A 21,799-nucleotide genomic window follows, 5' to 3' on the forward strand; every position below is an offset into this window, starting at 1 on the left:
TAGCGGCGGAGGGAAACCCGCAAGCGGGGGGACGATCCCGGTAACCGAACGCAGCGAGGTGCGATCGTGATCCCCGGAACGCCAAAGCAAGTCGAAGAGGCGGATGCGACCGTCGTCGACATCGCCGCCCTGATCGACGGCCAGCCGCTGAGCACCTTCCAGAAATGGGTCATGGTGCTGATCGGCTGCTCGGTGGTGATGGACGGGTTCGACGTGCAGACCATGGGCTTCGTCGCGCCCGCGATCGTCCGGGCGTGGCACATCAGTCCCGCGAATCTGGGGCCCGTCTTCGGCGCAGGCCTGTTCGGGATGCTCGCGGGCTCCATCGTGCTCGGCGCGATGGCCGATCGGATCGGGCGCCGTCCGGTGCTGGTCGGCGCGACCGTTTTCTATGGGCTGTGCATGCTCGGCACGACGCTCATTCAGAACATTCCACAATTCCTCGTGATCCGCTTCCTGACCGGCGTCGGCATCGGCGGCGTGATGGGAAACGCGATCGCGCTGGTCAGCGAGTACAGCCCGCAGAAGTATCGGGCGTCGTTGATGACCTGGGTGTCATGCGGGTTCACGGGCGGCGCGATCATGGGAGGGCTGCTCAGCGCCGCGCTGGTGCCGTCCGAGGGCTGGCGGTCGGTGTTTCTGGTCGGCGGCATCCTGCCGCTCGCGATCGCGGTCGCGATGCTCCGGTATCTGCCCGAATCGCTGCAGTTGCTCGCGCTGACGCGGCGCAATCCTGAAAAGGTCGTCCAGTGGCTCGGCAGAATCGCGCCGAACGCGCAGATCGGATCACACACCCGCTTCGTCGTTCATGGGCAGAAGCACGCGAAGGCTTCCGTCGGCGAACTCTTTCGCCACGGCCGCGGCACGACGACGCTGCTGTTGTGGGGCATCAATTTCGCCAACCTGCTCGATCTCTTCTTTCTGTCGAACTGGCTGCCGATGCTTTCGCTGCGGATCGGCGCGGGTACGTCGACGGCCGTGCTGATCGGCACGTCGCTGCAGATCGGCGGCACGGTGGGCGCGCTGCTGATGGGCCCGCTGATGGACCGTTTCGGGTTCTATCGCGTGCTGGCGTTCAGCTTTCTGGTCGCGACGGTTGCCGTCTCGTCGGTCGGCCTGCCCGATCTGTCGACGGGTCTGCGTTATGCAGTTGTCCTGATCAGTGGCGTCTGCATCGTCGGCGGGCAGCCGGCGGTCAACGCGCTGACCGCGACGCTGTATCCGACGTCGCTGCGGGCGACCGGTGTGGGCTGGAGCCTCGGCGTGGGGCGGGCGGGTTCGATCATCGGTCCGGTGCTGGCCGGGCGGCTGATCGAGCTGCACTGGTCGAATACGGCGCTGTTCGTCGCGGCCGCGGTGCCCGCGCTCGCATCGTGCCTGATGCTGGTTGCGCTCGCCGGCGTGGCGGGCGGAAATCGAACCGACGGGTCGTTGCCGATCCTGAACGGGTGACGGGCGCGATCATCCCGGCGCTCAGTTGGGGATGAAGCTTGCGGAAGATGCGCAAGGATCTTCCGCGAAAAGACAAAACGACATTGGAGATCGACGAATGAGCCCTTGTATGAGGTTGTCCCGCCGTGCGCGTTTGTCGCCTACGACGGTCTGGTACGGGTTGGCATCGCTGGCCGCATGTGCATCGGGCGCGGCGCACGCGCAATCGAGCGTGACGCTGTACGGGATCATCGACACCGGCGTCGAATACCTGAGCGATATCGGTCCACAAAAGGCCAGCGCGGTGAAAGTGCCGCAGCTCACCGCGTCCTTGCCTTCGCGCTGGGGCCTGCGCGACAAAGAGGATCTGGGCGGCGGCCTGAGCACGGTCTTCGTGCTGGAATCGGGCTTCGCGCCCGGGCAGGGCTCGCTGAACCAGAGCGGCCGGCTGTTCGGCCGGCAGGCGTACGTCGGGCTGTCGGGGCCGTGGGGCACGCTGTCGTTCGGCCGCCAGTATTCCCAGATATTCTGGGCGCTGCCCGGCGATACGCTGGGGCCGAACATATTCGCCGCCGGCGTGCTGGATACGTACCTGACCCAGCCGCGAGACGACAACTCGATCGTCTACAGCTTCACGTCTTCCGGGCTGACCGTGGGCGTGACCTACTCGCTCGGGCGCGACGCGGTATCGCCCGCGGCCGCCGGCGGATGCGTCGGCCAGTCGCCGACCGACTGGCGAGCGTGCAAGTCGATCTCCACGATGGTGAAGTACGAGGCGCCGAGCTGGGGCGCCGCGGCGGCGTTCGACCGGAACGACGGCGGCGGCGGCGCCGGCTCGCCGCTGCCGAACAGCTCGCAGACGGACACGCGCGGCGTCGTCGACGGCTACGTGAAGTTCGGAACCGCGACGATCGGCGCCGGCTTCCTGCATCGGATCAATCATGGACAGCTGGCGCCGGGCATTGTCGATGCGAACAGCAACTATTGGTGGATCGGCGGGACTTATCTGCCGATTCCGAAAGTCGTTCTCGACGCACAGTACGGCCACCTGACCGTCAGCGGACACGACGCCGGTGCGTCCGTGATCGCGGCGCGCGCAATGTATCTGCTTTCGGCGCGCAGCGCGGTGTACGTCACCGCCGGGCGCCTGTTCAATCAGCGCCATGCGGCCTTCACGATCGACGGAGGCGCCGTGACCGGCTCGTCGCCGGTGGATGGCGTGGATCAGACCGGCGTGATGATCGGCATTCGTCACCTGTTCTGATCGAGTCGGCATCGGCCGCCCGCCCACCCCGGGCGGCGGAGCACGCAAATTTGTCAGGATTGTGACGGTTTCAGCTTTGACATTTCCTCACAAACGATATGTTGCGTTGCAACAGAAGCGCTTCTAGACTGCATGCTGGATTCTCAGCAATTACGCAGTTGCCCACCCACGGCCGTTCCGTGAAGGGAGAGCGCGCCATGACGACATTTCAAGCATCACACGATCGATCGCCCCCCATCCTGCACGTCTTCGAACAGGCGGGCGGCTGGCATTGGGGGATCACGATCTCGCGATCGCCCGGCGGCGGCTTCAAGCTGATCGCGTACAGCGAGCAGACGTTTGCCGCCGAGGACGACGCGCACCGCGACGGAACGCGGGCGCTGGCCGATGTGGCGGCCACTTGCCAGGACTGACGACGGCCATCCGGGATCGGGGCGCCGTGCGCTGGCGGCCGCCGGTCAATGCCATCCGCGGACGCATTCGAATATTTCTTTCGCGCCCGCGTCAAGTATGAGTAATAAGTTAGTAAATACGCGCGCGGATTAGCACTATTCCTATATTTTAAAATCTTACAAAGCGGCATATACTGCGCGCGCATCCAAATACCTCGTGCCCCGAGAGGATGCATTCGTGCCCCGATCACGGTAGCCCCGTGGTCGGGGCTTTTTTGCATTTGGCGGGAACTTGCGGTCATCTCGCGCATTTTATGCGTTTCGTTTTGTCTCTAGCTTTGTCTCTCATAGAGTAAGCGTTCAATAAGAAGTATCGAAATGGCCCTTTATCGGGCAGCGTGTTTGCGTGCCTTTTCAATACGCATTTCACGCTGCCGATTTAGCCGGCCGGCCGTGCCGGCGCGGTGCCTCCCGCCTTATTCGTCAGACGTAATCCACTTTTTTCCGATTTCCCTTAAGTTGCACGAATTCGAACCGTAATCCGGGGGGATAACGGCGCTTTGCGCGCGCCGGTTTCTTTCTGAATTGAAAGGGTTTGCGGTTTTTCGGCAAGGCGGACGACGACGGGGTAATCGTCTCCGCGGCGCGCCGGTGCCGGGCGCGCAGCCGGCCGGCGGCAAGGTCTGGCCAGACCTTTCAAAAACATAATTCTCGACAGGAGAAAAGCATGAGTTCCGTTTCAGGCGTACCGCAGAGCCAGATCCTGGCGTTGTCGTCGACGCAAATCGCGACGCTGTCGACGTCGCAGATCGATTCGCTGTCGACGTCGGTGATCGCGGCGCTGTCGTCGAGCCAGATCAGCGGCCTCACGTCGGCGCAGCTCGCGTCGCTCGTGACCGCGCAGCCGTCCGCGATCGTTTATCTGAGCGCGGCCGGCGTCGCGCAGTTCAACGCGAGCCAGCTCGACGCGCTGTTCACGGGGTCCGGCACGAACCTGTCGGGCACGCAGATCGCGTCGCTGACGAGCGCGCAGCTCGTCGGGTTGTCGTCGATGATCGGGCAACTGTCGTCGACGCAGGTGCAGGCGCTGACGAACCAGCAGATCGCCACGCTCAGCACCGCGCAGCTCACGTCGACCGACACCGGCAGCGCGCACGTGCTCGCCGACCTGAAGACGAGCCAGGTCGCCGCGCTGACGTCGACGCAGCTGTCCGCGCTGACGGCGGCCGTCGACGAGCTGTCGTCCGCGCAGGTGCAGGCGCTGACGGGTGCGCAGATCGCATCGCTGACCACCGCGCAGCTGACCGCGAAGGACGCCGGCGGCGCGACGTCGATCCTGAACGACTTGAAGACGAGCCAGGTGTCGTCGCTGACGACGACGCAGCTGAACGCGCTCGTCGGTCAGCTTTCGAACACGCAGCTCGCGGCGCTGACGACCGCGCAGGTGTCGCATCTGTCGGCTGCGGCGATCGGCCTGCTGTCGTCCGGGCAGGTGCAGGCGCTGACGAACCCGCAGGTCGTCGCGCTCGGCGCGACGCTGCTCGGCGCGAACGATTCGACCGGCAGCGCGCTCGTGACCGATCTGAAGACGAGCCAGGTCGCCGCGCTGACGACGTCCGAGCTGTCGGGCCTCGCGACGGCGATCGGCGGGCTGTCGTCCGCGCAGGTGCAGGTGCTGACGAACGCGCAGATCGCCGCGCTCTCCACCGCGCAACTGACCGCGAACGACCTCGGCGGCTCGGTCAAGATCCTCGCCGACCTGAAGGCGAGCCAGATCGCCGCGCTGACGTCCACGCAGGTCGCGGGCCTCACGACCGCGATCGGCGATCTGTCGTCCGCGCAGGTGCAGGCGCTGACGAACGCGCAGATCGCCGCGCTCTCCACCACGCAACTGACCACGAACGACGCGAGCGGCACGACGACGGTCCTCGCCGACCTGAAGACGGCCCAGGTGTCGTCGCTGACGTCGACGCAACTGAACGCGCTCGTCGGCAAGCTTTCGAACACGCAGCTCGCGGCGCTGACGACCGCGCAGGTGTCGCATCTGGCGACCTCGGCGCTCGGCCAGCTCTCGTCCGCGCAGGTGCAGGCGCTGACCAACGCGCAGATCGCCGCGCTCGGCACCGCGCAGCTCGGCGCGGCCGATTCGAGCGGCGCCACGACGCTCTTGACCGACCTGAAGGCGAGCCAGATCGCCGCGCTGACGTCGACGCAACTGTCCGGGCTGTCGAGCGCGCTCGGCGAGCTCGCGTCCGCGCAGGTGCAGGCGCTGACGAACGCGCAGGTCGCCGCGCTCTCCGCCACGCAGCTTGCCGCGCACGACCTGAGCGGCGGCACGACGCTGCTGACCGACCTGAAGACGAGCCAGGTGTCCGCGCTGACGTCGACGCAGCTGTCGTCGCTGTCGACCTCGATCAGCGAGCTCGCATCCGCGCAGGTGCAGGCGCTGACGAACACGCAGGTCGCCGCGCTCTCCGCCGCGCAGCTTGCCGCGCACGACCTGAGCGGCGGCACCGCGCTGCTGACCGACCTGAAGACGAGCCAGGTGTCCGCGTTGACGTCGACGCAATTGTCGGCGCTGTCGAGCGCGATCAGCGACCTCGCGTCCGCGCAGGTGCAGGCGCTGACGAACGCGCAGATCGCCGCGCTCTCCACCGCGCAGTTGTCGGCGAAAGACATCGGCGGGTCCGCGGCGATCGTCACCGACCTGAAGACGAGCCAGATCGGCGCACTGACGTCCGCGCAGATCGGCAGCGTCGTGAGCCAGCTGTCGAGCGCGCAGCTCGGCGCGCTGACGAACGCGCAGATTGCCGCGCTGACGACCGCGCAGCTGAGCGCGGCGGACGCCGGCGGCACGACGACGATCCTCACCGACCTGAAGACGAGCCAGGTGTCGGGGCTCACGACGACGCAGCTGAACGCGCTGGTCGGCCAGCTGTCGACCGCGCAACTGTCGTCGCTGACGACCGCGCAGGTCGCGAATCTGTCGATCGCGGCGGTCGGGCAACTGACGGCGACGCACGTGCAGTCGCTGACGAATGCGCAGGTCGCGGCGCTCGGCGCGCCGCTGCTCGCCGCGGCGGACTCGACCGGCGGCACCGTGCTGCTGACCGACCTGAAGACGAGCCAGGTCGCCGCGCTGACGACCGCGCAGCTCGCGGGTCTGACGACGTCGGTCGGCCTGCTGTCGTCCGCGCAGGTGCAGGCGCTGACGAACCCGCAGGTCGCGGCGCTCGGCGCGTCGCAGCTCGGCGTCGCGGTGTCGAGCGGCGCGACCGCGCCGCTTGCCGACCTGAAGACGAGCCAGATCGCGGCGCTGACGACCGCGCAGCTGACGGGCCTGACGACGTCGATCAGCGAACTGTCGTCCGCACAGGTGCAGGCGCTGACGGCCTCGCAGATCGCCGCGCTGTCCACCGCGCAACTGAACGCTGCGGATTCGACCGGCGGCACGACGACGATCCTCTCCGACCTGAAGACGAGCCAGGTGTCGTCGCTGACGACGACGCAACTGAACGCGCTCGTCGGCCAGCTCTCGAACACGCAGCTTGCCGCGCTGACGACCGCGCAGGTGTCGCACCTGTCGGCCGCGGCGGCCAGCCTGCTGTCGTCCGCGCAGGTGCAGGCGCTGACGAACGCGCAAGTGGCGGCGCTCGGCGCGGCGGAGCTTGCCGCGCACGATTCGAGCGGCGGCACGACGCTCGTGACGGATCTAAAGACGAGCCAGATCGCCGCGCTGACGACTTCACAGCTCGCGGCGCTGACGACGGCGATCGGCGGGCTGTCGTCCGCGCAGGTGCAGGCGCTGACGAACGCACAGGTCGCGGCGCTCGCCACCGCGCAGCTGGGCGCGAACGACCTGAGCGGCGGCACGACGATCCTGACCGACCTGAAGACGAGCCAGATCGCCGCGCTGACGACTTCGCAGCTCGGCGCCGTCGTCGGCGCGCTGTCGAACCCGCAACTGCAGTCGGCGAGCGGCACGCAGATCAGCGGGCTGTCGAACGCGGCGCTCGGCCAGTTGACGTCCGCGCAGGTGCAGGCGCTGACGTACGCGGAGATCGGCGCGTTGTCGACCAGCCAGCTCGGCGCGTTCGATCACGGCGGCACCACGTCGATCCTGTCCGATCTGACGACCGCGCAAGTGACGAACGGGCTGACCGCGAAGCAGGCGGGCGCGCTGACGACGACCGAGATCGGCCAGCTGACGGCGTCGCAGGTGCAGGCGATGACGTATGCGCAGATCGGCGCGCTCGTGTCGACGCAGCTCGGCGCGCTCGACGCGAGCGGCGGCACGACGAGCCTGATCTCCGATCTCGCGACGAGCCAGATCGGCGCGCTGACCGCGAAGCAGCTGCAGAGCCTGGCGACGAGCGAGGTCGCGTCGCTGTCGTCGAGCCAGGTCGCGCAGCTGAGCGCGACGCAGTTGCAGGCGCTGGGCACGAATGTCCAGTACCTGCAGGGCTTTCTCGCGTAACGCGTAACGTGAGCGCCGGCGCGGGCGCGGCGCGCTCGCGCCGGCCCGCCGGCCAGGTGTGGCGGCGGTGGGCGGCAAGCCCATGTCGCGGCGCCGGGCCATGCGTGGCCGGCGCGCGCCGCGCGATGCTTTTCACTGACCGGCGTCGGGCCGGGGCGATATGGATACGAAAGCAAACCTGATCGACATCCTGCTGTACCAGATCAACAACGGCGAGGCCGCCGACGCGCTCGTGCAGATCGACGCGCTGCTCGGCACGCAGCCGAACCATCCGGGGCTGCTGACGCTGAAGGCCGAGGCGCTGCGGCTCGCGGGGCACGCGTTGGCCGCCGCCGACGCTTACCGGCGCGCGGGCGCGGTCGGTGGCGGGCCGCGCAACTGGCAGGTCGCCGGGATTCTGCTGCAGGCCGCGGGCCGGCTCGATGACGCGATCGAATGCCTCGCGTACGCGAACGCCGAAGATCCGCTGAACGCGACGGTGCTCGAAGGGCTCGTCGCCGCGCTGCTCGAGCAGATCGGCGGCGGGCAGCCGGAGCACGCGCTGCGGCACGTCGATGCGCTGCTCGACCGGCATCCGGGCAATCTCGGGCTGCTGACGCTGCGTGCGGAAGCGTTGCGCACCGCGGGCCGCCGGCGCGACGCGATCGACGCGTATCGCCGCGCGGCGCTGGCGGGCGCGGGCGCGCGCAACTGGCTCGTCGCCGGCATCCTGCTCGGCGAGGAGCGCCGCTTCGACGAGGCGGTCGACGCGCTGCTCGGCGCGATCGCCGACGCGCCCGGCGACGAGGAGGTGCTGAACACGCTCGTGACGACGCTGTTCAACGCGAACCGCTATCAGGAAGGCGTGCTGTTCGCGATGCGGCTGCTCGGCGTGAGCCGCGACGAGCGGCATCTGTCGAACGCGGCGCTGTTGCTGCAGACGGCGGGCCAGCACGAGGAAGCGTCGGAGGTGTTCAAGAAGTTCATCGGCGCGCGCGACGACAATCCGGCGCAGCTCGGCGCCGCGCTCGTGCCCGCGCGCTACACGTGCGAGTGGGACTGGATCGAGTCGATCCAGTCACGCATCGGCGCGCACTACGCGCAGGGCCGCTACGCGGCCGCGCAGGAATATCCGCTGACGCACGTTACGTGGTGTGCCGACGAGGCGCACAACCTTGCTGTCACGCAAGCGTACGTCGCGAGCCGCACGCCGGCCGACGCGCTGCCGCTCGTCGCGTCGCCGCGCCGCGCGGCGCCGGGCGAGCGGATCCGCATCGGCTATCTGTCGTGCGACTTCTGCAACCACGCGACGATGCATCTGCTCGCGGGGCTGCTCGAGCATCACGACCGCGACCGCTTCGAGATCTACGCGTACGACTACAGCAAGCCGGACACGTCCGCATACCGGCAGCGCTTTCTCGCGGCGATCGATCATCACGTCGACGTCACCGCGCTCACCGACGCCGACGCGGCCGCGCGCATCGCGCAGGACCGGCTCGACATCCTGTTCGACCTGAAAGGGCACACGGGCTGGGCGCGCCCGGCGATTCTCGCGTATCGGCCGGCGCCGCTGCAGGTCGCGTATCTGGGCTATCCGGGCAGCACCGGCGCGTCGTACGTCGATTACGTGGTCGGCGACCGTTTCGTGACGCCGGACGGCAGCGCGCCGTTCTATACCGAGAAGCTGTGCCGCCTGCCGCATTCGTATCAGTGCAACGACCGCAAGCGCCAGGCGGTGGCCGATCCGGGCACGCGCGCGTCGCACGGGCTGCCGGACGACGCGGTCGTGTTCTGCAGCTTCAACCAGTCGTACAAGATCGACCGGCAGAGCTTCGCGGTGTGGATGCGCGTGCTGCACGCGGTGCCGGGCAGCGTGCTGTGGCTGCTCGGGCAGGGCGACGCCGCGCAGCGCAATCTGCGGCGCGTCGCGGCCGAGGCGGGCGTTGCGCCCGAGCGGCTGATCTTCTCGCCGTTCGCGACGCCCGAGTGGCATCTCGCGCGGCTCACGCTCGCGGACGCGGCGCTCGACACGCTCGTCTGCAACGGCCACACGACGACGTCCGACGCGCTGTGGGCCGGCGTGCCGGTGATCACCGCGCGCGGTGTGCATTTCGCGTCGCGCGTGACCGAGAGCCTGCTGAACGCGATGGATCTCGACGAGCTCGTCGGAAGCGATCACGACGACATGGTGCGGATCGCGGCACACATCGGACACGACGCCGACTATCGCGCGCAGGTTCGCGCGCGCGTCGGGGACGGCATCGCGCACGCACCGCTGTTCGACACCGCGCGCTTCACGCGCCACTTCGAGACCGCGATCGAGCGGATGGTGAGCGCGAGCCGCAGCGGCGAGCCGCTGCCGCATATCGACGTCGCCGAGTGCGCGGCGTGATCGATTGCGCGGCCTGATCGATTGGACGAACTGAACGTTTGACTCGACGCGCGAAGCCGCGCGTCGCGTCAAACGAAATCGGGCATGCCGGGGAACAGTCGCTGCACGAGCACGTCCGGGATCACGTACTGCGGGAAGCAGATCGACGTGTTCGACTGATGGAGCACGTGCACGCAGAGCCCGGCGTCGTCCTGCAGCAGCGCGACGCGCGTGCCGCGCGCCACCGCGTTCACGATGAACTCGCCGTCCTCGTTGAACTGCTGGTGCGGGAACGGATGGCCGGCCCACACGCTTTTCCGGTAGCAATAGCTGAAGCCGTAGCCGAGATGGTTGTCGCGGAACGCCCCGTTGCCGGGCTCGAGCGTGACGACGGTCATCGGCGCCGGCGACCAGCGCAGGTGCGGGCCTTCCTTCAGAAGCAGATCCCAGTAGCCGAACTTGCGGTACACGTGGCTATACAGGAAGAACGCGGACAGCTTCGCGAAATCGGCCTGCTGTGAGTCCATCGACGCGAGCATCGTCCGAAGGTAGTGGGGCGCGTAGTACTCGTCGTCGTCGAAATGCGCGATCACGTCGGCGCGCGCCATGTCGTTCGCGATGTTGCGCTTCTCGCCGATCGTCAGGCGCGACGGCAGATGCCGGTAGCGCACGCGCGGATCGTCGAGGCTCGCGAGGAACGCGCTCGGCGTGTCGCTGTCGTCGAGCACGATCCATTCGCTGTCGGCGACGTCCTGTGACGCGAAGCAGCGATAGGCGGCGGGCAGCATCGTTTCCCGGCCGTAAGTCGGGGTGACGACGCTGACGAGCGGGCGGACGCCCGCGGAAGGCGTGCTGGTGGACATCGATCAGCGTCCCGCCGCGATCCGCTGATACTGTCGCGCCGCGTCGGTGCGGCCGATCGCCGCGCGGAAATCGATCTGCAGCGCATGCTGAGTGGTCTTCGCTTGCGCGAACACCGCCGCGTCGATCGCCTGGATGCGCCGGATCGTCGCGAGCGCGTCGGGCGTTTGCTCGGCGCCGAGCGCCATCACGAGCGGCGAGCGCTCGTCGACGAGGCGCGCGGCGCACGGCCAGTCGGCCATTGCTGCCGCATGCTCGATCGCCTGCGTGAGCGCCCAGATGCGCTCGATCGGGTTCGTGGAATCCATGTCGATGATGACCTCGATAGAAGCCGGCGCGTGAGCCGCCGTCACGTGATGATTAGCCCGACTTGGCCGTCGCGAGCGCGCCCGCGCTGTTGGTGCCGCCGAACAGTTGCGTCAGATATTGCGAATTGCTCTGCATCTGCGCCATCAGCGTGTTGAGCGCGGTGAATTGCGCGTTGTACTGCGTGGTCAGTTGCTGCGCGTACGCCTGTAGCGACGCGGCCTGCGTCTGCGCGTTGGCGAGATCGGCGTTGAGCGCCTGCTGGCGCGTGCTGATGATGCCGCCCGTCTGCAGATACGCGGTGATGCTGTTGTTCAGTGTCGCGCCGACGCCGTTCGTCGAATTGAACAGCGTTTGCACGGTCGACGGATTGTTCTGCAGCGCGTTCGACAGCGCCGTGCTGTCGACGCTGATCGTGCCGTCCGGCTGCAGGTTCAGGCCGATCGCGCTGAGGCTGGCCGTGGTGCCGCCGCTCGTCACGCCCTGCGCGATCGTCGTCGCGAGCGAGTTGACGATCGTGTTCAGCATCGAGTCGCCGATCAAGGGGCCGGCCGTGTTGCTCGTCGACGAGCTCGAGCTGCTGCTCGCACTGTTGGTCGACAGCGACGTCGCGGTGTTCACGAACGAGTTGTAAGCGGACACGAACGCGTTGATCGCGGTGGTCGCGCTCGTGTTGTCGGGCGAGACCGTGAGCGTCTGCGTCGTGCCCGCCGCCGCGGCGCTCAGGTTCAGCGTGAGGCCGGTGACCGCGTTCGAGACCGCGTTGCTCGCGCTCGACACGCTGACGCCGTCGATCGTCAGGTTCGCGTTCTGCGCGGGGATCATCGTGGTGTAATTGGTCGTCGGGTTGCCGCTCGAATCGATGGTCGCGAGCGCCGCGAGCCCGTCGGTCGAATTGGTCGACACCTGGATCGTGTTCGACGCGCCGGTCACGGTCGACGTCAGCGCGAGATACGCGCCTTTCGTGCCCGACACGACGGTCGCGGTGACGCCGGGATTGCTGCTCGACGCGTTGATCGCGTTCGCGATGCCCGCGAGCGTGTTGTTGCCCGAGTTGATCGCGACGGTCATCGGCGAGCCGCCGAGCGAGATCGTCAGGTTGCCGGTGCCGATGCCGCTGGTGGTCGACAGCGCGTTCGCCGACACGAGCTTCTGCGCGGTCGCGATGTTCGTCACGTTGACCGAATAGCTGCTGGCGACGGCGCCGGTCGCGGCGGTCGCGGTCAGGCCGGCGCCGCTCGCGCTCGCCGTGAGCTGCTGCAGCGCGGAGCCGGTGGTGAGGCCGGACAGCGCGCTTTGCAGCGACGACAGCGACGACTGCAGCGTGCCGATCGCGGACAGCTGCGTGTTGTCGTAGTTCTGGCGCGTGGTGTTCGCGGTGGTCTGCGCGGACGTCTGCGCGGTCACCATCGCGGAGACGATCGACGAGAGATCGGCCGTCGAGTTCGTCACGCCGCTGATGATGGACTGCGCGGCCGAGGAGATGGCGCTGTTCGCGGCCGAGATCGCGGAACTGTTGCTGCTGGTGGCGCTCGTGTTGGTCGCCGTGCTGCTGGCGCTGGTCGGGATCGTCGACATGAAACACTCCGTGCGGATCGGAAAGCGCGGAATCGCGCGCGGGGAAAGCGCGAAATCGCGCGGGCGGCGTCGCACGCGACACGACGCACGAAGCGCGCGCGCCTGCCCGACGGCGTCGGGCGGGCGGTGGCGCGCTTTTCCTGGTTGACGGCAGCGCGGCGCGTTTCTTGAGCGCGCCGCGGCCGTGCCGGTGCGCGGCGGGTTACTGCAGCAGCTTCAGCACTTGCTGCGGCATCGAGTTCGCCTGCGCGAGCACCGAGATGCCGGCCTGTTGCAGCACTTGCGCCTTCGACAGGTTCGCGGTTTCCTGCGCGAAGTTCGCGTCGGTGATCTGCGCGCTTGCGCCCGAGAGGTTCGCCGACTGGGTGGTCGTCTGCGAAATCGCGGCCTGGAACACGTTGATGTTCGCACCGAGCTGCGCCTGCGCGTTGTTGACCGTCGTGAGCGCCGTGTTGACCGCGTCCATCATCGACTGCGCGTTCGCGAACGTCGTGACGTTGCCGCCGGCCAGGCCCGCGAGCGCCGCGGTGCCGGTGCCCCCGGTCGTGCCGAAGTTGCCGCTCAGATCCATCGTCAGCGTCTGGCCGGACGTCGCGCCGATCTGGAACTGGAGCGGCGAGCCGGACGCGTTCGCGCTGCCGTCGAGCAGGTTGATGCCGTTGTAGGTCGTCTGACCGGCGATGCGGTTGATGTCCGTGATACGCGCCTGGACTTCCGTGTCGAGGTTGGCTGCTGCTGCCGTGCCGATCGACTGGTCCGATGCCTGGACGGCGAGCTGCTGGATACGCTGCAGGTCGGCGGTGATCGCTGACAGGCCGCTCGATGCGGTTTGCGCCATCGACACCGCGTCGTTCGCGTTCGACACGCCCTGGTTGTAGGAGTTGACCGCCGTCTGCATCGACGTCGAGATCGCGAGGCCGGCCGCATCGTCCGCCGCCGAGTTGATCCGCTTGCCCGACGACAGGCGGCTGATCGCCTGCTGCAGCGCGTTCTGCGTGTTGTTGATGTTGTTCTGCGCGGTGAGCGAATAGATATTGGTGTTGATGTTCAGCATGTCGGTCCTCGTTTGGAAAACGCCCTCAAGTGGCTGGTTCGAGCATTGGCAATGGCGTCGCGCATTCCGCGTTCGGCGCTGTCCGCCTGTCCTGGTTGTCGGCGACCAGGCGGCGGAACTTTAGGGCGGTGTCGGATCGAGTCGCGCCGCGAACACGCCGCGAATAGATAGTAGCCAGCGAATGACTTTCCTGTTATCATCGCGAGTTCGCGAGTGGATTGAGATATTTGCTTGGTTCGCAGGTTGTCCAAGCGGCGAACAAAGTGCAAAGCAGCGGCTGACAAGTGGAGTGCCCAGGCGTCGTGCGCCGGCCTCGTTTTGCAGCGAGCTCCCACTTCTCTTTTCCGGCCTACATGGCGGCTGTGCGGTGCGTTCGGGTCCGATCCGTCGGGTTGCCCGGTGCGGGCGGCGCGGCTGGCGCGTGCGCGGTTCGCCGCCACCTCGATAAACCGTATCAAGCAAAAGTTAGGAATTACATGACGACGATTCTTCTGAAAGAAAACGAGCCGTTCGAAGTGGCGATCCGCCGCTTTCGTCGCGCGATCGAAAAGAACGGCCTGATCGCCGAGCTGCGTGAGCGCCAGTCCTATGAAAAGCCGACCGCTGTCCGCAAGCGCAAGAAGGCCGCTGCGGTGAAGCGTCTGCACAAGCGCCTGCGCAGCCAGATGCTGCCGAAGAAGCTCCACTAAGCTTTTTCCGGTTCGCCGCGCAACGGCGGAGCGTGCTTCCTCGGAAGCCGCTCCGCCGTTTTGCTTTGAGGGCCCCGCACAAAGCGTGAAATCCGCGTGAAATCGGGGCGGGATTCTCTCGGGCGGCGCCTAGCGGCCGGCTGGCTGCTTGCCGCCGAGCGCCGCGCAGCGGGCATGGCACGGGCAGCCGACCTCGTGATCGTTGACCATGCCGGTCGCCTGCATCAGCGCGTAGCAGATTGTCGAGCCGACGAACTTGCACCCGTAGGCCTTCAGCGCCTTGCTGAGCGCGTCGGAGCGCTCGGTCGACGCGGGCGCGTCGCGATACGACGGCCATGCGTTCTGAATCGGCTCGTGATCGACGAACGACCACAGAAACCGCGCGAGCGAGCCGTGTTCCGCGCGAATCTGCTGGACCGCGCGGGCGTTCGTGACCGTGGCCTCCACTTTCGCGCGATTGCGGACGATGCCCGGATCGAGCAGCAGCTTGTCGATGCGTTTCGGCGTGAAGCGCGCGACCGCGTCGACGTCGAAATCGGCGAATGCCGCGCGGTAGCCGGCGCGCTTGTTCAGGATCGTCGACCACGACAGCCCCGCCTGCGCGCCTTCGAGGATCAGCATCTCGAACAGATGGCGGTCGTCGTGCGACGGCACGCCCCATTCGGTGTCGTGATAGTGAGCGTCCGCTTCCGTCCTGACCCAGTTGCACCGTTGCGACATCGTGTTCCCCGCTTGCTGTCCCGATTCGATCGCGCCAGCATAGCGGAACCGTCCGGGGCGGCAAAGCTGGCCGAACGGCGGATGGGCGCGGGGCCGCGATCCGGTTAAGCTGGGCGCCTGTTCGAATCGTCGGGATCAAGGAATGACGGAAACTCGCTACGCGGTTGGCATCGACGGCGGCGGCACCGGCACGCGCGCGGTGCTCGCGGATCTGGAAGGGCGCGAACTCGCGCAGGGGCGCGCCGGCCCGTCGGGGCTCGGCCTCGGCATCGAGCGCGCATGGGCGTCGATCGGCACGGCATGCGCGGATGCGTTCACGCAGGCGGGCCTCGCGTTCGACTGGTCGCGCTGCGTGCTCGGCTGCGGGCTCGCGGGCGTGAACAATGCGGGCTGGCTCGCCGCGTTCCGCGCGCAGGCGCCGCTGCGGGCGCTCGACGTCGAAAGCGATGCGTACACAACGGTCGTCGGCGCGCACGGCGGCGCGCCGGGCGTGATCGTCGCGCTCGGCACCGGCAGCATCGCGGCCGCGCTCGACGGCACGGGCGTGTGCCGGATCGCGGGCGGCTACGGCTTCCCGTCCGGCGACGAAGCGAGCGGCGCGTGGCTCGGGCTGCGCGCGCTCGCGTATGCGCAGCAGGCGCTCGACGGCCGCGTGCCGCGCGACGCGCTGGCCGCCGCGCTGCTCGCCGAAACCGGCGCGCAGGATCGCGACGCGCTCGTCCAGTGGTCGTGCGAGGCGAACCAGACGGCCTACGCGCGGCTCGCGCCGATCGTGCTCGCGCACCGCGCGCATCCGTTCGCCGGCGCGCTGATCGCGCAGGCGGGCGATGAAATCGGCAAGATGATCGATACGCTCGATCCGCGCGGCGAATGGCCGGTCGCGCTGTGCGGCGGGCTCGCCGATGCGCTCGCGCCGTCCGTCCCGGCGCGCCACGTCGCGCGGCTGCGCGCGCCGCTCGAGGATTCCGCGCACGGCGCGCTGCGCGTGGCATTGCGGCTGGCCGAGCTGGCTGGACGGGAGGGCGCCTGACGCGTCGCGGCGCGCCCGGGCCGCGGACGTTAAAATGCCGGTTTCGCCTGCGCGGCCCGCCTTTTTCGTCCCATGTACAAAGTCATCGCCACCGATCTCGACGGCACCCTGCTCAACGCCGCGCATCAGCTCGATCCGTACACGATCGACACGGTGCGCCGACTCGATCGCGACGGGCTGCAGTTCGTCATCGCGACCGGGCGTCATTACGCGGACGTCGCGGGCATTCGCGATGTGCTCGGCATCCGGCCCTATCTGATCACGTCGAACGGCGCGCGCGTCCATGCGCCCGACGACACGACGATCCACGCGCAGGACATCGACCCGGCCATCGTCCGCCGCATCGTGCTGCCCGACGTCGCCGGCGCGCACGGCCGCGTGATCGTCAACCTGTTCGCCGAGCGGGGCTGGCTGATCGATCGCGACGCGCCGCATCTGCTCGATTTCCATCAGGATTCGGGCTTCAACTATCAGGTGATCGAGATGGCGTCTCACGACGGCACCGACATCGCGAAGGTGCTCTATATCGGCGAGCCGTCGGATCTCGCGGAGGTGGCCGCGCAACTGCGCGCGCAGTTCGGCGACGCGCTGTACGTGACGTACTCGCTGCCCGACTGCCTCGAAGTGATGGCGGCGAACGTGTCGAAGGGCCGCGCGCTGCGCGCGGTGCTCGGGCGCCTCGGCGTCGATCCCGGCCACTGCATCGCGTTCGGCGACAACATGAACGACATCGACCTGCTCGAAACCGCCGGTCACGCGTTCATGATGAACAACGCGAACCCCGATCTGGTCGCGCATTTGCCGCACATCCCAAGAATCGGTAATAACTACGATGCCGGCGTCGCTCGCCATCTGCGCACGCTGTTCGCGCTCGAGGACGATATCGCCGCGCAATGAAAAACGGGCGCCGTAGCGCCCGTCGAAGGGATGTGCCTCTAGTCTTGTTCGACAGCGAGAGGCTCGCTGCTCCATACCCGCGTGCCCCGGTTTGGTTATTGTCGTCCGAGCGGGCGGATGGCCGGTTTTCGGCCTCTCAGGCCCCGTCGTATTTCTCGATCGGCGAAACGTTCGTTCGCGTTTGTCCGTGTTTATGCGCCTCGTGCGCCTCGTGCACCGGCTGGCCGGCCGCCGTGCGGGCCGGTTTTCGCTCGTCGTCGCCGTGTGAGCGAAGTCGCGCGCAGCCGGAAGTTGTGGTTCGGTTTTCTGTTTCAGCCCTCGTCCGAACTCTGGTTAGCATTATAGAAAACGTTTGCGCGTAACAAGCGTCAAGGATTGTCAAATCCCGAAAGGCTGGCGGGGCCGTTTTTATTAGAATAAGTCCGCATTCTTTATATAGCCGTTTTGGTTAAAAATACGGTTGTTTATTGCTTCATGGGTGGTGCCAGTGCGGATTGCGTTACCCACGCACGATACCTAGGCTGGAATTGCCGGCGCGAAATCATGAAACAGGGAGCTCAAATGTCTCAATACGCCAAGATCAAGGCACAGATCGTCGAATTGCAGGCGCAAGCGGACGAGGTGCGTCGACAGGAAGTCGAAGCCGTGATCGCCGACGTGCAGCGGCTGATCGCCGAATACGGCCTGACGGCGCAGGATCTGGGGTTTGCGGAGCGCGCGCGCCGCGGCCGGCCGCCGAAAAAGGCGCCGCTGCCGCCGAAATATCGCGATCCGAAGACGGGCGCGACCTGGAGTGGCCGTGGCAAACCGCCGAATTGGATTGCCGGCAAAAACCGCGACCGCTTTCTGATCGAATAAGCATTCGGCAAAAGAGCCGCATCGTCGATGCGGCTCTTTCGATTTTCGCGGCGGTTTTCCCGGGGAATATCGGGGCGTCAGCCGCCTGCCACCCGGCGCAATGCTGGCCGTTTCGTCGCCGCACAAAGCGATTCGTAAGTTTCCACGTAGCGCCGCGCCATCGTTTGCGCGCTGAAGCGCAAGTCGAATCGCGCGCGGATCGATTCCCGCGAAAGCGCGTCAATGCGCTGCAGTGCGCCGATCGCGCCCTGCACGTCCTCGACGATGAAGCCCGTCACGCCGTCCTCGATCACCTCCGGCACCGAGCCGCGGTTGAACGCGACGACCGGCGTGCCGCACGCCATCGCCTCGATCATCACCAGGCCGAACGGCTCCGGCCAGTCGATCGGGAACAGCAATGCCTTCGCGCCGGACAGGAACGCCGGCTTCTGCGCCTCGTTGATCTCGCCGACGAACTCGACGTGCGCGGCGCCGAGCAGCGGCTCGATTTCTTCCTTGAAGTACGTCTCGTCCGCCTTGTCGACCTTCGCGGCGATCTTCAGCGGCAGCCCGCTTTGCGCGGCGATCCGGATCGCGGTGTCGACGCGCTTTTCCGGGCAGATGCGGCCGAGGAACGCCAGATATTCCGGCTTCGCGCCGGCGTGCGGCGTCAGCAGCTGGGCCGGCAGCCCGTGATGGACCGTGCCGGCCCATGCGGCCTGCGGCAGCGGCTTGCGCTGCGCGTCGGAGATCGACACGACGGGCGCGTCCGGGAACGTGTCGAACACCGGCTGCAGCTCGGGCAGATCGAGGCGGCCGTGCAGCGTCGTCACGTACGGCACGTCGAGGCGCGACATCAGCGGAAACGGCAGATAGTCGAGATGGAAGTGCAGCACGTCGAATTCGTGTGCGACTTGAGCGACCTGCTCGAGCAGACGCATGTGGGGCGCCATCGCGTCGCGGATCGACGGATCGAGCCGTAGCGCGCGCGGCCAGGCTGCCTCGAGGCGGGCGGACGTGACCGAGTCCCCGCTCGCGAACAGCGTGACGTCGTGGCCGAGCTCGACGAGGGCTTCGGTGAGGTAGGACACGACGCGCTCGGTACCGCCGTAGAGTTTCGGCGGAACGGCTTCGTGGAGCGGGGCGATCTGGGCAATGCGCATGAACGATCTCCTGGGTCGATCGGGTGGGGGCTTGAGGGCCGCCCCCGCCCAATGGAATCCATTATCGGGATCGATCCGCTCGATTCGAGCGTTTTTTCAAACACTTAACCCTTGTTACACGATGAAATACGGGAAAATTGACCTGAAAAATGGCGTCTGTTCGGTCGATTTGCGCCCTCAATTAGTATTGCGCGGGTACGAAAAATCCCTATAATTTTTCCTTGATCGACCTGCCCGGCAGCCTTGCCGGGCCTGCCTTTCGCGGCGTTTCGTCGTGTCTTTTCGTTCCGTTCTGCTTTTCCGTCAGACTTGTCGGAATATTCCTACGCGGTTTACAGAGAAATCTCGCAGAGCGCGCACCTCTTTCCCGATACCCGTGTAAATGCCGATTGGTCAGAATGATGCTCAGGAGACCAGCGATTGCGCGCCACGTGCGCGCGCTCGGACAACGTTTCCACGGCACGTCAAAGACTTGAAGACAATCGGGGCAATCATGAACGCATCGAACGACATGCTCGGCGAGATAAAGGAAGTGAACCTGTCGTACCTGCTTCTGTCGCAGCGCCTGCTGCGCGAAGACAAGCCGATGGGGATGTTTCGCATGGGGATTTCCGAGGAGCTCGCCGACGTTCTCGTCAATCTCACGCTCGCGCAGACGGTCAAGCTCGCCGCATCGAACCAGATGCTGTGCCGCTTCCGCTTCGACGATCACGCGCTGCTCGCCTCGCTTGCCGACAAGGGGCGGGGCGACGCCGTCACACATGCGCATTCCGCGATCCTGATGGCCGGCCAGCCGGTCGAAAGCCTCTGCTAGACGCATCAGTTAAACGTTGTCCTCGCGGTTCCCGCCGACGCGCACGCGCCGCACGGGCGGCTGTTGCCACGGCAACGGCAGCGGCGGGGGCGGAAGCGGGCGGTCACCACTGGAACGGTTATCACTATGGCAAGCAAAAGCGTCGTGGTCGAGGTGAAGGAAATCACGCTCGCCATCGAACTGATCGAACTGGGCGCCCGGCTGCAACTGCTCGAGGCCGAGACGAACCTGTCGCGGGATCGGCTGATCAAGCTGTACAAGGAACTCCGCGGCGAATCGCCGCCGAAGGGGATGCTGCCGTTCTCGACCGACTGGTTCATGACCTGGCAGCCGAACATTCACTCGTCGCTGTTCTACAACATCTACCGCTTCATGCAGGATCACGGCCGCTGCGATTCGATCCAGTCGATCGTGAAGGCGTACCGGCTCTATCTCGAACACATCCGGCTGTCCGGCGAGGAGGAGGTGCTGAGCCTCACGCGCGCGTGGACGCTCGTGCGCTTCTTCGATTCCGGGATGCTCGAGCGCGTGCCGTGCACGCGCTGCGGCGGGCACTTCGTCGCGCATGCGCACGATCCGCATCAGGGCTACGTCTGCGGGCTGTGCCAGCCGCCGTCGCGCGCCGGCAAGACCCGCAAGGCCGCGGCCGAGCGGGCGGGCCGGGTCGCGCCGCCGCCGGCCGTCGCGCCCGCCGAGGCGTTCGCCGCGGCCTGAATCCCGCGTTCGTCGCCGTCCTAATCCGGCGCGGAGCCGTTTGAATCCCGCGCCTGCCGCTGTCTGAATCCCGCGCGCGGCGTCGCGTCTGAGTTCCGCGTCCGCCGCCGTCCGGATCCCGCGCTCGTCGCCGTCTGAGTCCTGGGCGCAGCGCGGCTGAACGGCCGCGCCACGCGCCGGATCGCCGTCTCTTTCCCGCCGCCTCTTCCCGGTCTTCGCCGCAAATCCGCGTCGCCCAAGGGTTCCCCCGCCCCCGGGTTCCCACCCCGCCGCCAAAGTTTTCCCGCCGGCTGCCGTAAACGTGCTCATCACGGCGGTCTTCCGCCGTTCATTCTGTGAGGGACGGGCTGTGCTGATTCTCGTGGGAACACTCGTGACGCTGTTGTCCGTGTTCGGCGGCTATGCGCTGGCCGGCGGGCATCTCGGCGCGCTGATTCAGCCGGTCGAGATCCTGATGATCGTCGGTGCGGGCTTCGGCGCGTTCATCATCGGCAATGGCATCAAGACGATCAAGGCGACCGCGCGCATGCTGCCGACGCTCTTCAAGGGCTCGAAATACTCGAAGGAACTGTACATGGAGCTGATGGGGCTCCTGTACGTGCTGCTCGCGAAGGCGCGCAAGGAAGGCACGCTCGCGCTCGAGTCCGACATCGACGATCCGTCGAAGAGCCCGATCTTCACGCAGCATCCGCGCATCCTGTCCGATCACCACATCGTCGAATTCCTGACCGACTACCTGCGCCTGATGGTCAGCGGCAACATGAACGCGTTCGAGATCGAAAGCCTGATGGACGAGGAGATCGAGACGCACCACACCGAGGGCGAAGCGCCCGCGCACGCGCTGATGCGCGTCGGCGACGCGATGCCCGCGTTCGGGATCGTCGCGGCGGTGATGGGCGTCGTGCACACGATGGCGTCCGCCGACAAGCCGCCCGCGGTGCTCGGCGCGATGATCGCGTCGGCGCTCGTCGGCACGTTCCTCGGCATTCTGTTGTCGTACGGCCTGTTCGGCCCGCTCGCGAGCCTCGCGGAGCAGCGCGTCGCCGAGTCGACGAAGATGTTCCAGTGCATCAAGGTCACGATCCTCGCGACGCTGAACGGCTATGCGCCGGCGATCGCGGTCGAGTTCGGCCGCAAGGTGCTGTTCTCGACCGAGCGCCCGTCGTTCTCGGAGCTCGAAGAGCACGTGCGCCGCGTGAAGGCGCAGTGACGCGAGGCCGCC

General features: G+C 67.0%; 18 protein-coding genes. 12 read left to right on the forward strand and 6 right to left on the reverse strand.

Going from position 1 to position 21,799, the window contains the following annotated elements:
- Window positions 1-66 precede the first annotated feature (66 nt).
- From HZI36_RS18460 to HZI36_RS18480, 5 genes are all read left to right on the forward strand, one after another.
- Window positions 67-1,452 carry an MFS transporter gene (locus tag HZI36_RS18460; RefSeq protein WP_179404104.1) on the forward strand — a complete coding sequence of 462 codons (1,386 nt, stop codon included), beginning with the start codon at window positions 67-69 and terminating at the stop codon, window positions 1,450-1,452.
- 133 nt (window positions 1,453-1,585) lie between these two features.
- Window positions 1,586-2,695, forward strand: a complete 1,110-nt coding sequence (locus tag HZI36_RS18465; protein WP_246327126.1) for a porin — start codon at window positions 1,586-1,588, stop codon at window positions 2,693-2,695.
- A 197-nt stretch (window positions 2,696-2,892) separates the two neighbouring features.
- The gene (locus HZI36_RS18470) at window positions 2,893-3,108 is read left to right on the forward strand and encodes a hypothetical protein (protein ID WP_179404106.1); all 216 of its coding nucleotides are present in this window, start codon (window positions 2,893-2,895) and stop codon (window positions 3,106-3,108) included.
- Between the two features lie 706 nt (window positions 3,109-3,814).
- Window positions 3,815-7,564 (forward strand): beta strand repeat-containing protein, encoded by a 3,750-nt coding sequence (locus tag HZI36_RS18475; RefSeq protein WP_179404107.1) that lies wholly within the window; start codon window positions 3,815-3,817, stop codon window positions 7,562-7,564.
- A 160-nt stretch (window positions 7,565-7,724) separates the two neighbouring features.
- On the forward strand, window positions 7,725-9,935 hold the full coding sequence (locus tag HZI36_RS18480) for an O-linked N-acetylglucosamine transferase, SPINDLY family protein (RefSeq protein WP_179404108.1): 2,211 nt from the start codon (window positions 7,725-7,727) through the stop codon (window positions 9,933-9,935).
- A 68-nt stretch (window positions 9,936-10,003) separates the two neighbouring features.
- Here the strand turns inward: HZI36_RS18480 and HZI36_RS18485 are convergent, their stop codons facing one another.
- From HZI36_RS18485 to HZI36_RS18500, 4 genes are all read right to left on the reverse strand, one after another.
- The gene (locus HZI36_RS18485) at window positions 10,004-10,777 is read right to left on the reverse strand and encodes a glycosyltransferase family 2 protein (RefSeq protein ID WP_179404109.1); all 774 of its coding nucleotides are present in this window, start codon (window positions 10,775-10,777) and stop codon (window positions 10,004-10,006) included.
- 3 nt (window positions 10,778-10,780) lie between these two features.
- A complete protein-coding gene (locus tag HZI36_RS18490) occupies window positions 10,781-11,083 on the reverse strand; it encodes a flagellar protein FliT (protein WP_179404110.1) in 303 nt (100 codons plus the stop codon).
- 52 nt (window positions 11,084-11,135) lie between these two features.
- Complete coding sequence (fliD, locus tag HZI36_RS18495) at window positions 11,136-12,659, reverse strand: flagellar filament capping protein FliD (RefSeq protein WP_179404111.1); 1,524 nt, start codon at window positions 12,657-12,659, stop codon at window positions 11,136-11,138.
- A gap of 202 nt (window positions 12,660-12,861) precedes the next feature.
- Window positions 12,862-13,713, reverse strand: a complete 852-nt coding sequence (locus tag HZI36_RS18500; RefSeq protein WP_179404112.1) for a flagellin N-terminal helical domain-containing protein — start codon at window positions 13,711-13,713, stop codon at window positions 12,862-12,864.
- Between the two features lie 476 nt (window positions 13,714-14,189).
- Between HZI36_RS18500 and rpsU the strand changes: the two genes are divergently transcribed.
- The gene (gene rpsU / locus HZI36_RS18505; RefSeq protein ID WP_006401410.1) at window positions 14,190-14,402 is read left to right on the forward strand and encodes a 30S ribosomal protein S21; all 213 of its coding nucleotides are present in this window, start codon (window positions 14,190-14,192) and stop codon (window positions 14,400-14,402) included.
- A gap of 129 nt (window positions 14,403-14,531) precedes the next feature.
- On the opposite strand, the gene HZI36_RS18510 is transcribed toward rpsU, so the two are convergent.
- Window positions 14,532-15,122, reverse strand: coding sequence for a DNA-3-methyladenine glycosylase I (locus HZI36_RS18510; RefSeq protein WP_179404113.1), 591 nt, complete (start codon window positions 15,120-15,122; stop codon window positions 14,532-14,534).
- A gap of 142 nt (window positions 15,123-15,264) precedes the next feature.
- Here HZI36_RS18510 and HZI36_RS18515 point away from each other — a divergent pair, with 142 nt between their 5' ends.
- The 3 genes from HZI36_RS18515 to HZI36_RS18525 all read left to right on the forward strand — a co-directional run bounded on the left by HZI36_RS18515 (window position 15,265) and on the right by HZI36_RS18525 (window position 17,907).
- Window positions 15,265-16,152, forward strand: a complete 888-nt coding sequence (locus HZI36_RS18515; protein ID WP_179404114.1) for a glucosamine kinase nucleotide-binding domain-containing protein — start codon at window positions 15,265-15,267, stop codon at window positions 16,150-16,152.
- Between the two features lie 72 nt (window positions 16,153-16,224).
- Window positions 16,225-17,049: a Cof-type HAD-IIB family hydrolase gene (locus tag HZI36_RS18520; protein ID WP_179404115.1), complete on the forward strand. Its 825-nt coding sequence runs from the start codon at window positions 16,225-16,227 to the stop codon at window positions 17,047-17,049.
- Window positions 17,050-17,610: 561 nt separating this feature from the next.
- Complete coding sequence (locus tag HZI36_RS18525; RefSeq protein WP_179404156.1) at window positions 17,611-17,907, forward strand: H-NS histone family protein; 297 nt, start codon at window positions 17,611-17,613, stop codon at window positions 17,905-17,907.
- Window positions 17,908-17,984: 77 nt separating this feature from the next.
- Here HZI36_RS18525 and HZI36_RS18530 read toward each other — a convergent pair whose 3' ends face one another.
- A complete protein-coding gene (locus HZI36_RS18530; RefSeq protein ID WP_179404116.1) occupies window positions 17,985-19,049 on the reverse strand; it encodes a glycosyltransferase family 4 protein in 1,065 nt (354 codons plus the stop codon).
- Between the two features lie 493 nt (window positions 19,050-19,542).
- Between HZI36_RS18530 and flhD the strand changes: the two genes are divergently transcribed.
- The 3 genes from flhD (at window position 19,543) to motA (ending at window position 21,787) form a co-directional block, all read left to right on the forward strand.
- Window positions 19,543-19,863, forward strand: coding sequence for a flagellar transcriptional regulator FlhD (gene flhD / locus HZI36_RS18535; protein ID WP_246327127.1), 321 nt, complete (start codon window positions 19,543-19,545; stop codon window positions 19,861-19,863).
- Window positions 19,864-19,989: 126 nt separating this feature from the next.
- The gene (gene flhC, locus HZI36_RS18540; protein WP_179404118.1) at window positions 19,990-20,577 is read left to right on the forward strand and encodes a flagellar transcriptional regulator FlhC; all 588 of its coding nucleotides are present in this window, start codon (window positions 19,990-19,992) and stop codon (window positions 20,575-20,577) included.
- Between the two features lie 349 nt (window positions 20,578-20,926).
- The gene (gene motA, locus HZI36_RS18545; RefSeq protein ID WP_179404119.1) at window positions 20,927-21,787 is read left to right on the forward strand and encodes a flagellar motor stator protein MotA; all 861 of its coding nucleotides are present in this window, start codon (window positions 20,927-20,929) and stop codon (window positions 21,785-21,787) included.
- Window positions 21,788-21,799: the final 12 nt, after the last annotated feature.

Source organism: Burkholderia guangdongensis (genome assembly GCF_013403875.1).
GTDB classification, from domain to species: Bacteria; Pseudomonadota; Gammaproteobacteria; order Burkholderiales; family Burkholderiaceae; genus Burkholderia; species Burkholderia guangdongensis.

Excerpts from the sequence above, each read along its gene's own strand:
- HZI36_RS18470 (WP_179404106.1), top strand. The coding sequence starts at position 2,893 with ATGACGACATTTCAAGCATCACACGATCGATCGCCCCCCATCCTGCAC.
- HZI36_RS18475 (WP_179404107.1), top strand. The coding sequence starts at position 3,815 with ATGAGTTCCGTTTCAGGCGTACCGCAGAGCCAGATCCTGGCGTTGTCG.
- HZI36_RS18480 (WP_179404108.1), top strand. The coding sequence starts at position 7,725 with ATGGATACGAAAGCAAACCTGATCGACATCCTGCTGTACCAGATCAAC.
- HZI36_RS18485 (WP_179404109.1), bottom strand. The coding sequence starts at position 10,777 with ATGTCCACCAGCACGCCTTCCGCGGGCGTCCGCCCGCTCGTCAGCGTC.
- HZI36_RS18490 (WP_179404110.1), bottom strand. The coding sequence starts at position 11,083 with ATGGATTCCACGAACCCGATCGAGCGCATCTGGGCGCTCACGCAGGCG.
- fliD (WP_179404111.1), bottom strand. The coding sequence starts at position 12,659 with ATGTCGACGATCCCGACCAGCGCCAGCAGCACGGCGACCAACACGAGC.
- HZI36_RS18500 (WP_179404112.1), bottom strand. The coding sequence starts at position 13,713 with ATGCTGAACATCAACACCAATATCTATTCGCTCACCGCGCAGAACAAC.
- rpsU (WP_006401410.1), top strand. The coding sequence starts at position 14,190 with ATGACGACGATTCTTCTGAAAGAAAACGAGCCGTTCGAAGTGGCGATC.
- HZI36_RS18510 (WP_179404113.1), bottom strand. The coding sequence starts at position 15,122 with ATGTCGCAACGGTGCAACTGGGTCAGGACGGAAGCGGACGCTCACTAT.
- HZI36_RS18515 (WP_179404114.1), top strand. The coding sequence starts at position 15,265 with ATGACGGAAACTCGCTACGCGGTTGGCATCGACGGCGGCGGCACCGGC.
- HZI36_RS18520 (WP_179404115.1), top strand. The coding sequence starts at position 16,225 with ATGTACAAAGTCATCGCCACCGATCTCGACGGCACCCTGCTCAACGCC.
- HZI36_RS18525 (WP_179404156.1), top strand. The coding sequence starts at position 17,611 with ATGTCTCAATACGCCAAGATCAAGGCACAGATCGTCGAATTGCAGGCG.
- HZI36_RS18530 (WP_179404116.1), bottom strand. The coding sequence starts at position 19,049 with ATGCGCATTGCCCAGATCGCCCCGCTCCACGAAGCCGTTCCGCCGAAA.
- flhD (WP_246327127.1), top strand. The coding sequence starts at position 19,543 with ATGAACGCATCGAACGACATGCTCGGCGAGATAAAGGAAGTGAACCTG.
- flhC (WP_179404118.1), top strand. The coding sequence starts at position 19,990 with ATGGCAAGCAAAAGCGTCGTGGTCGAGGTGAAGGAAATCACGCTCGCC.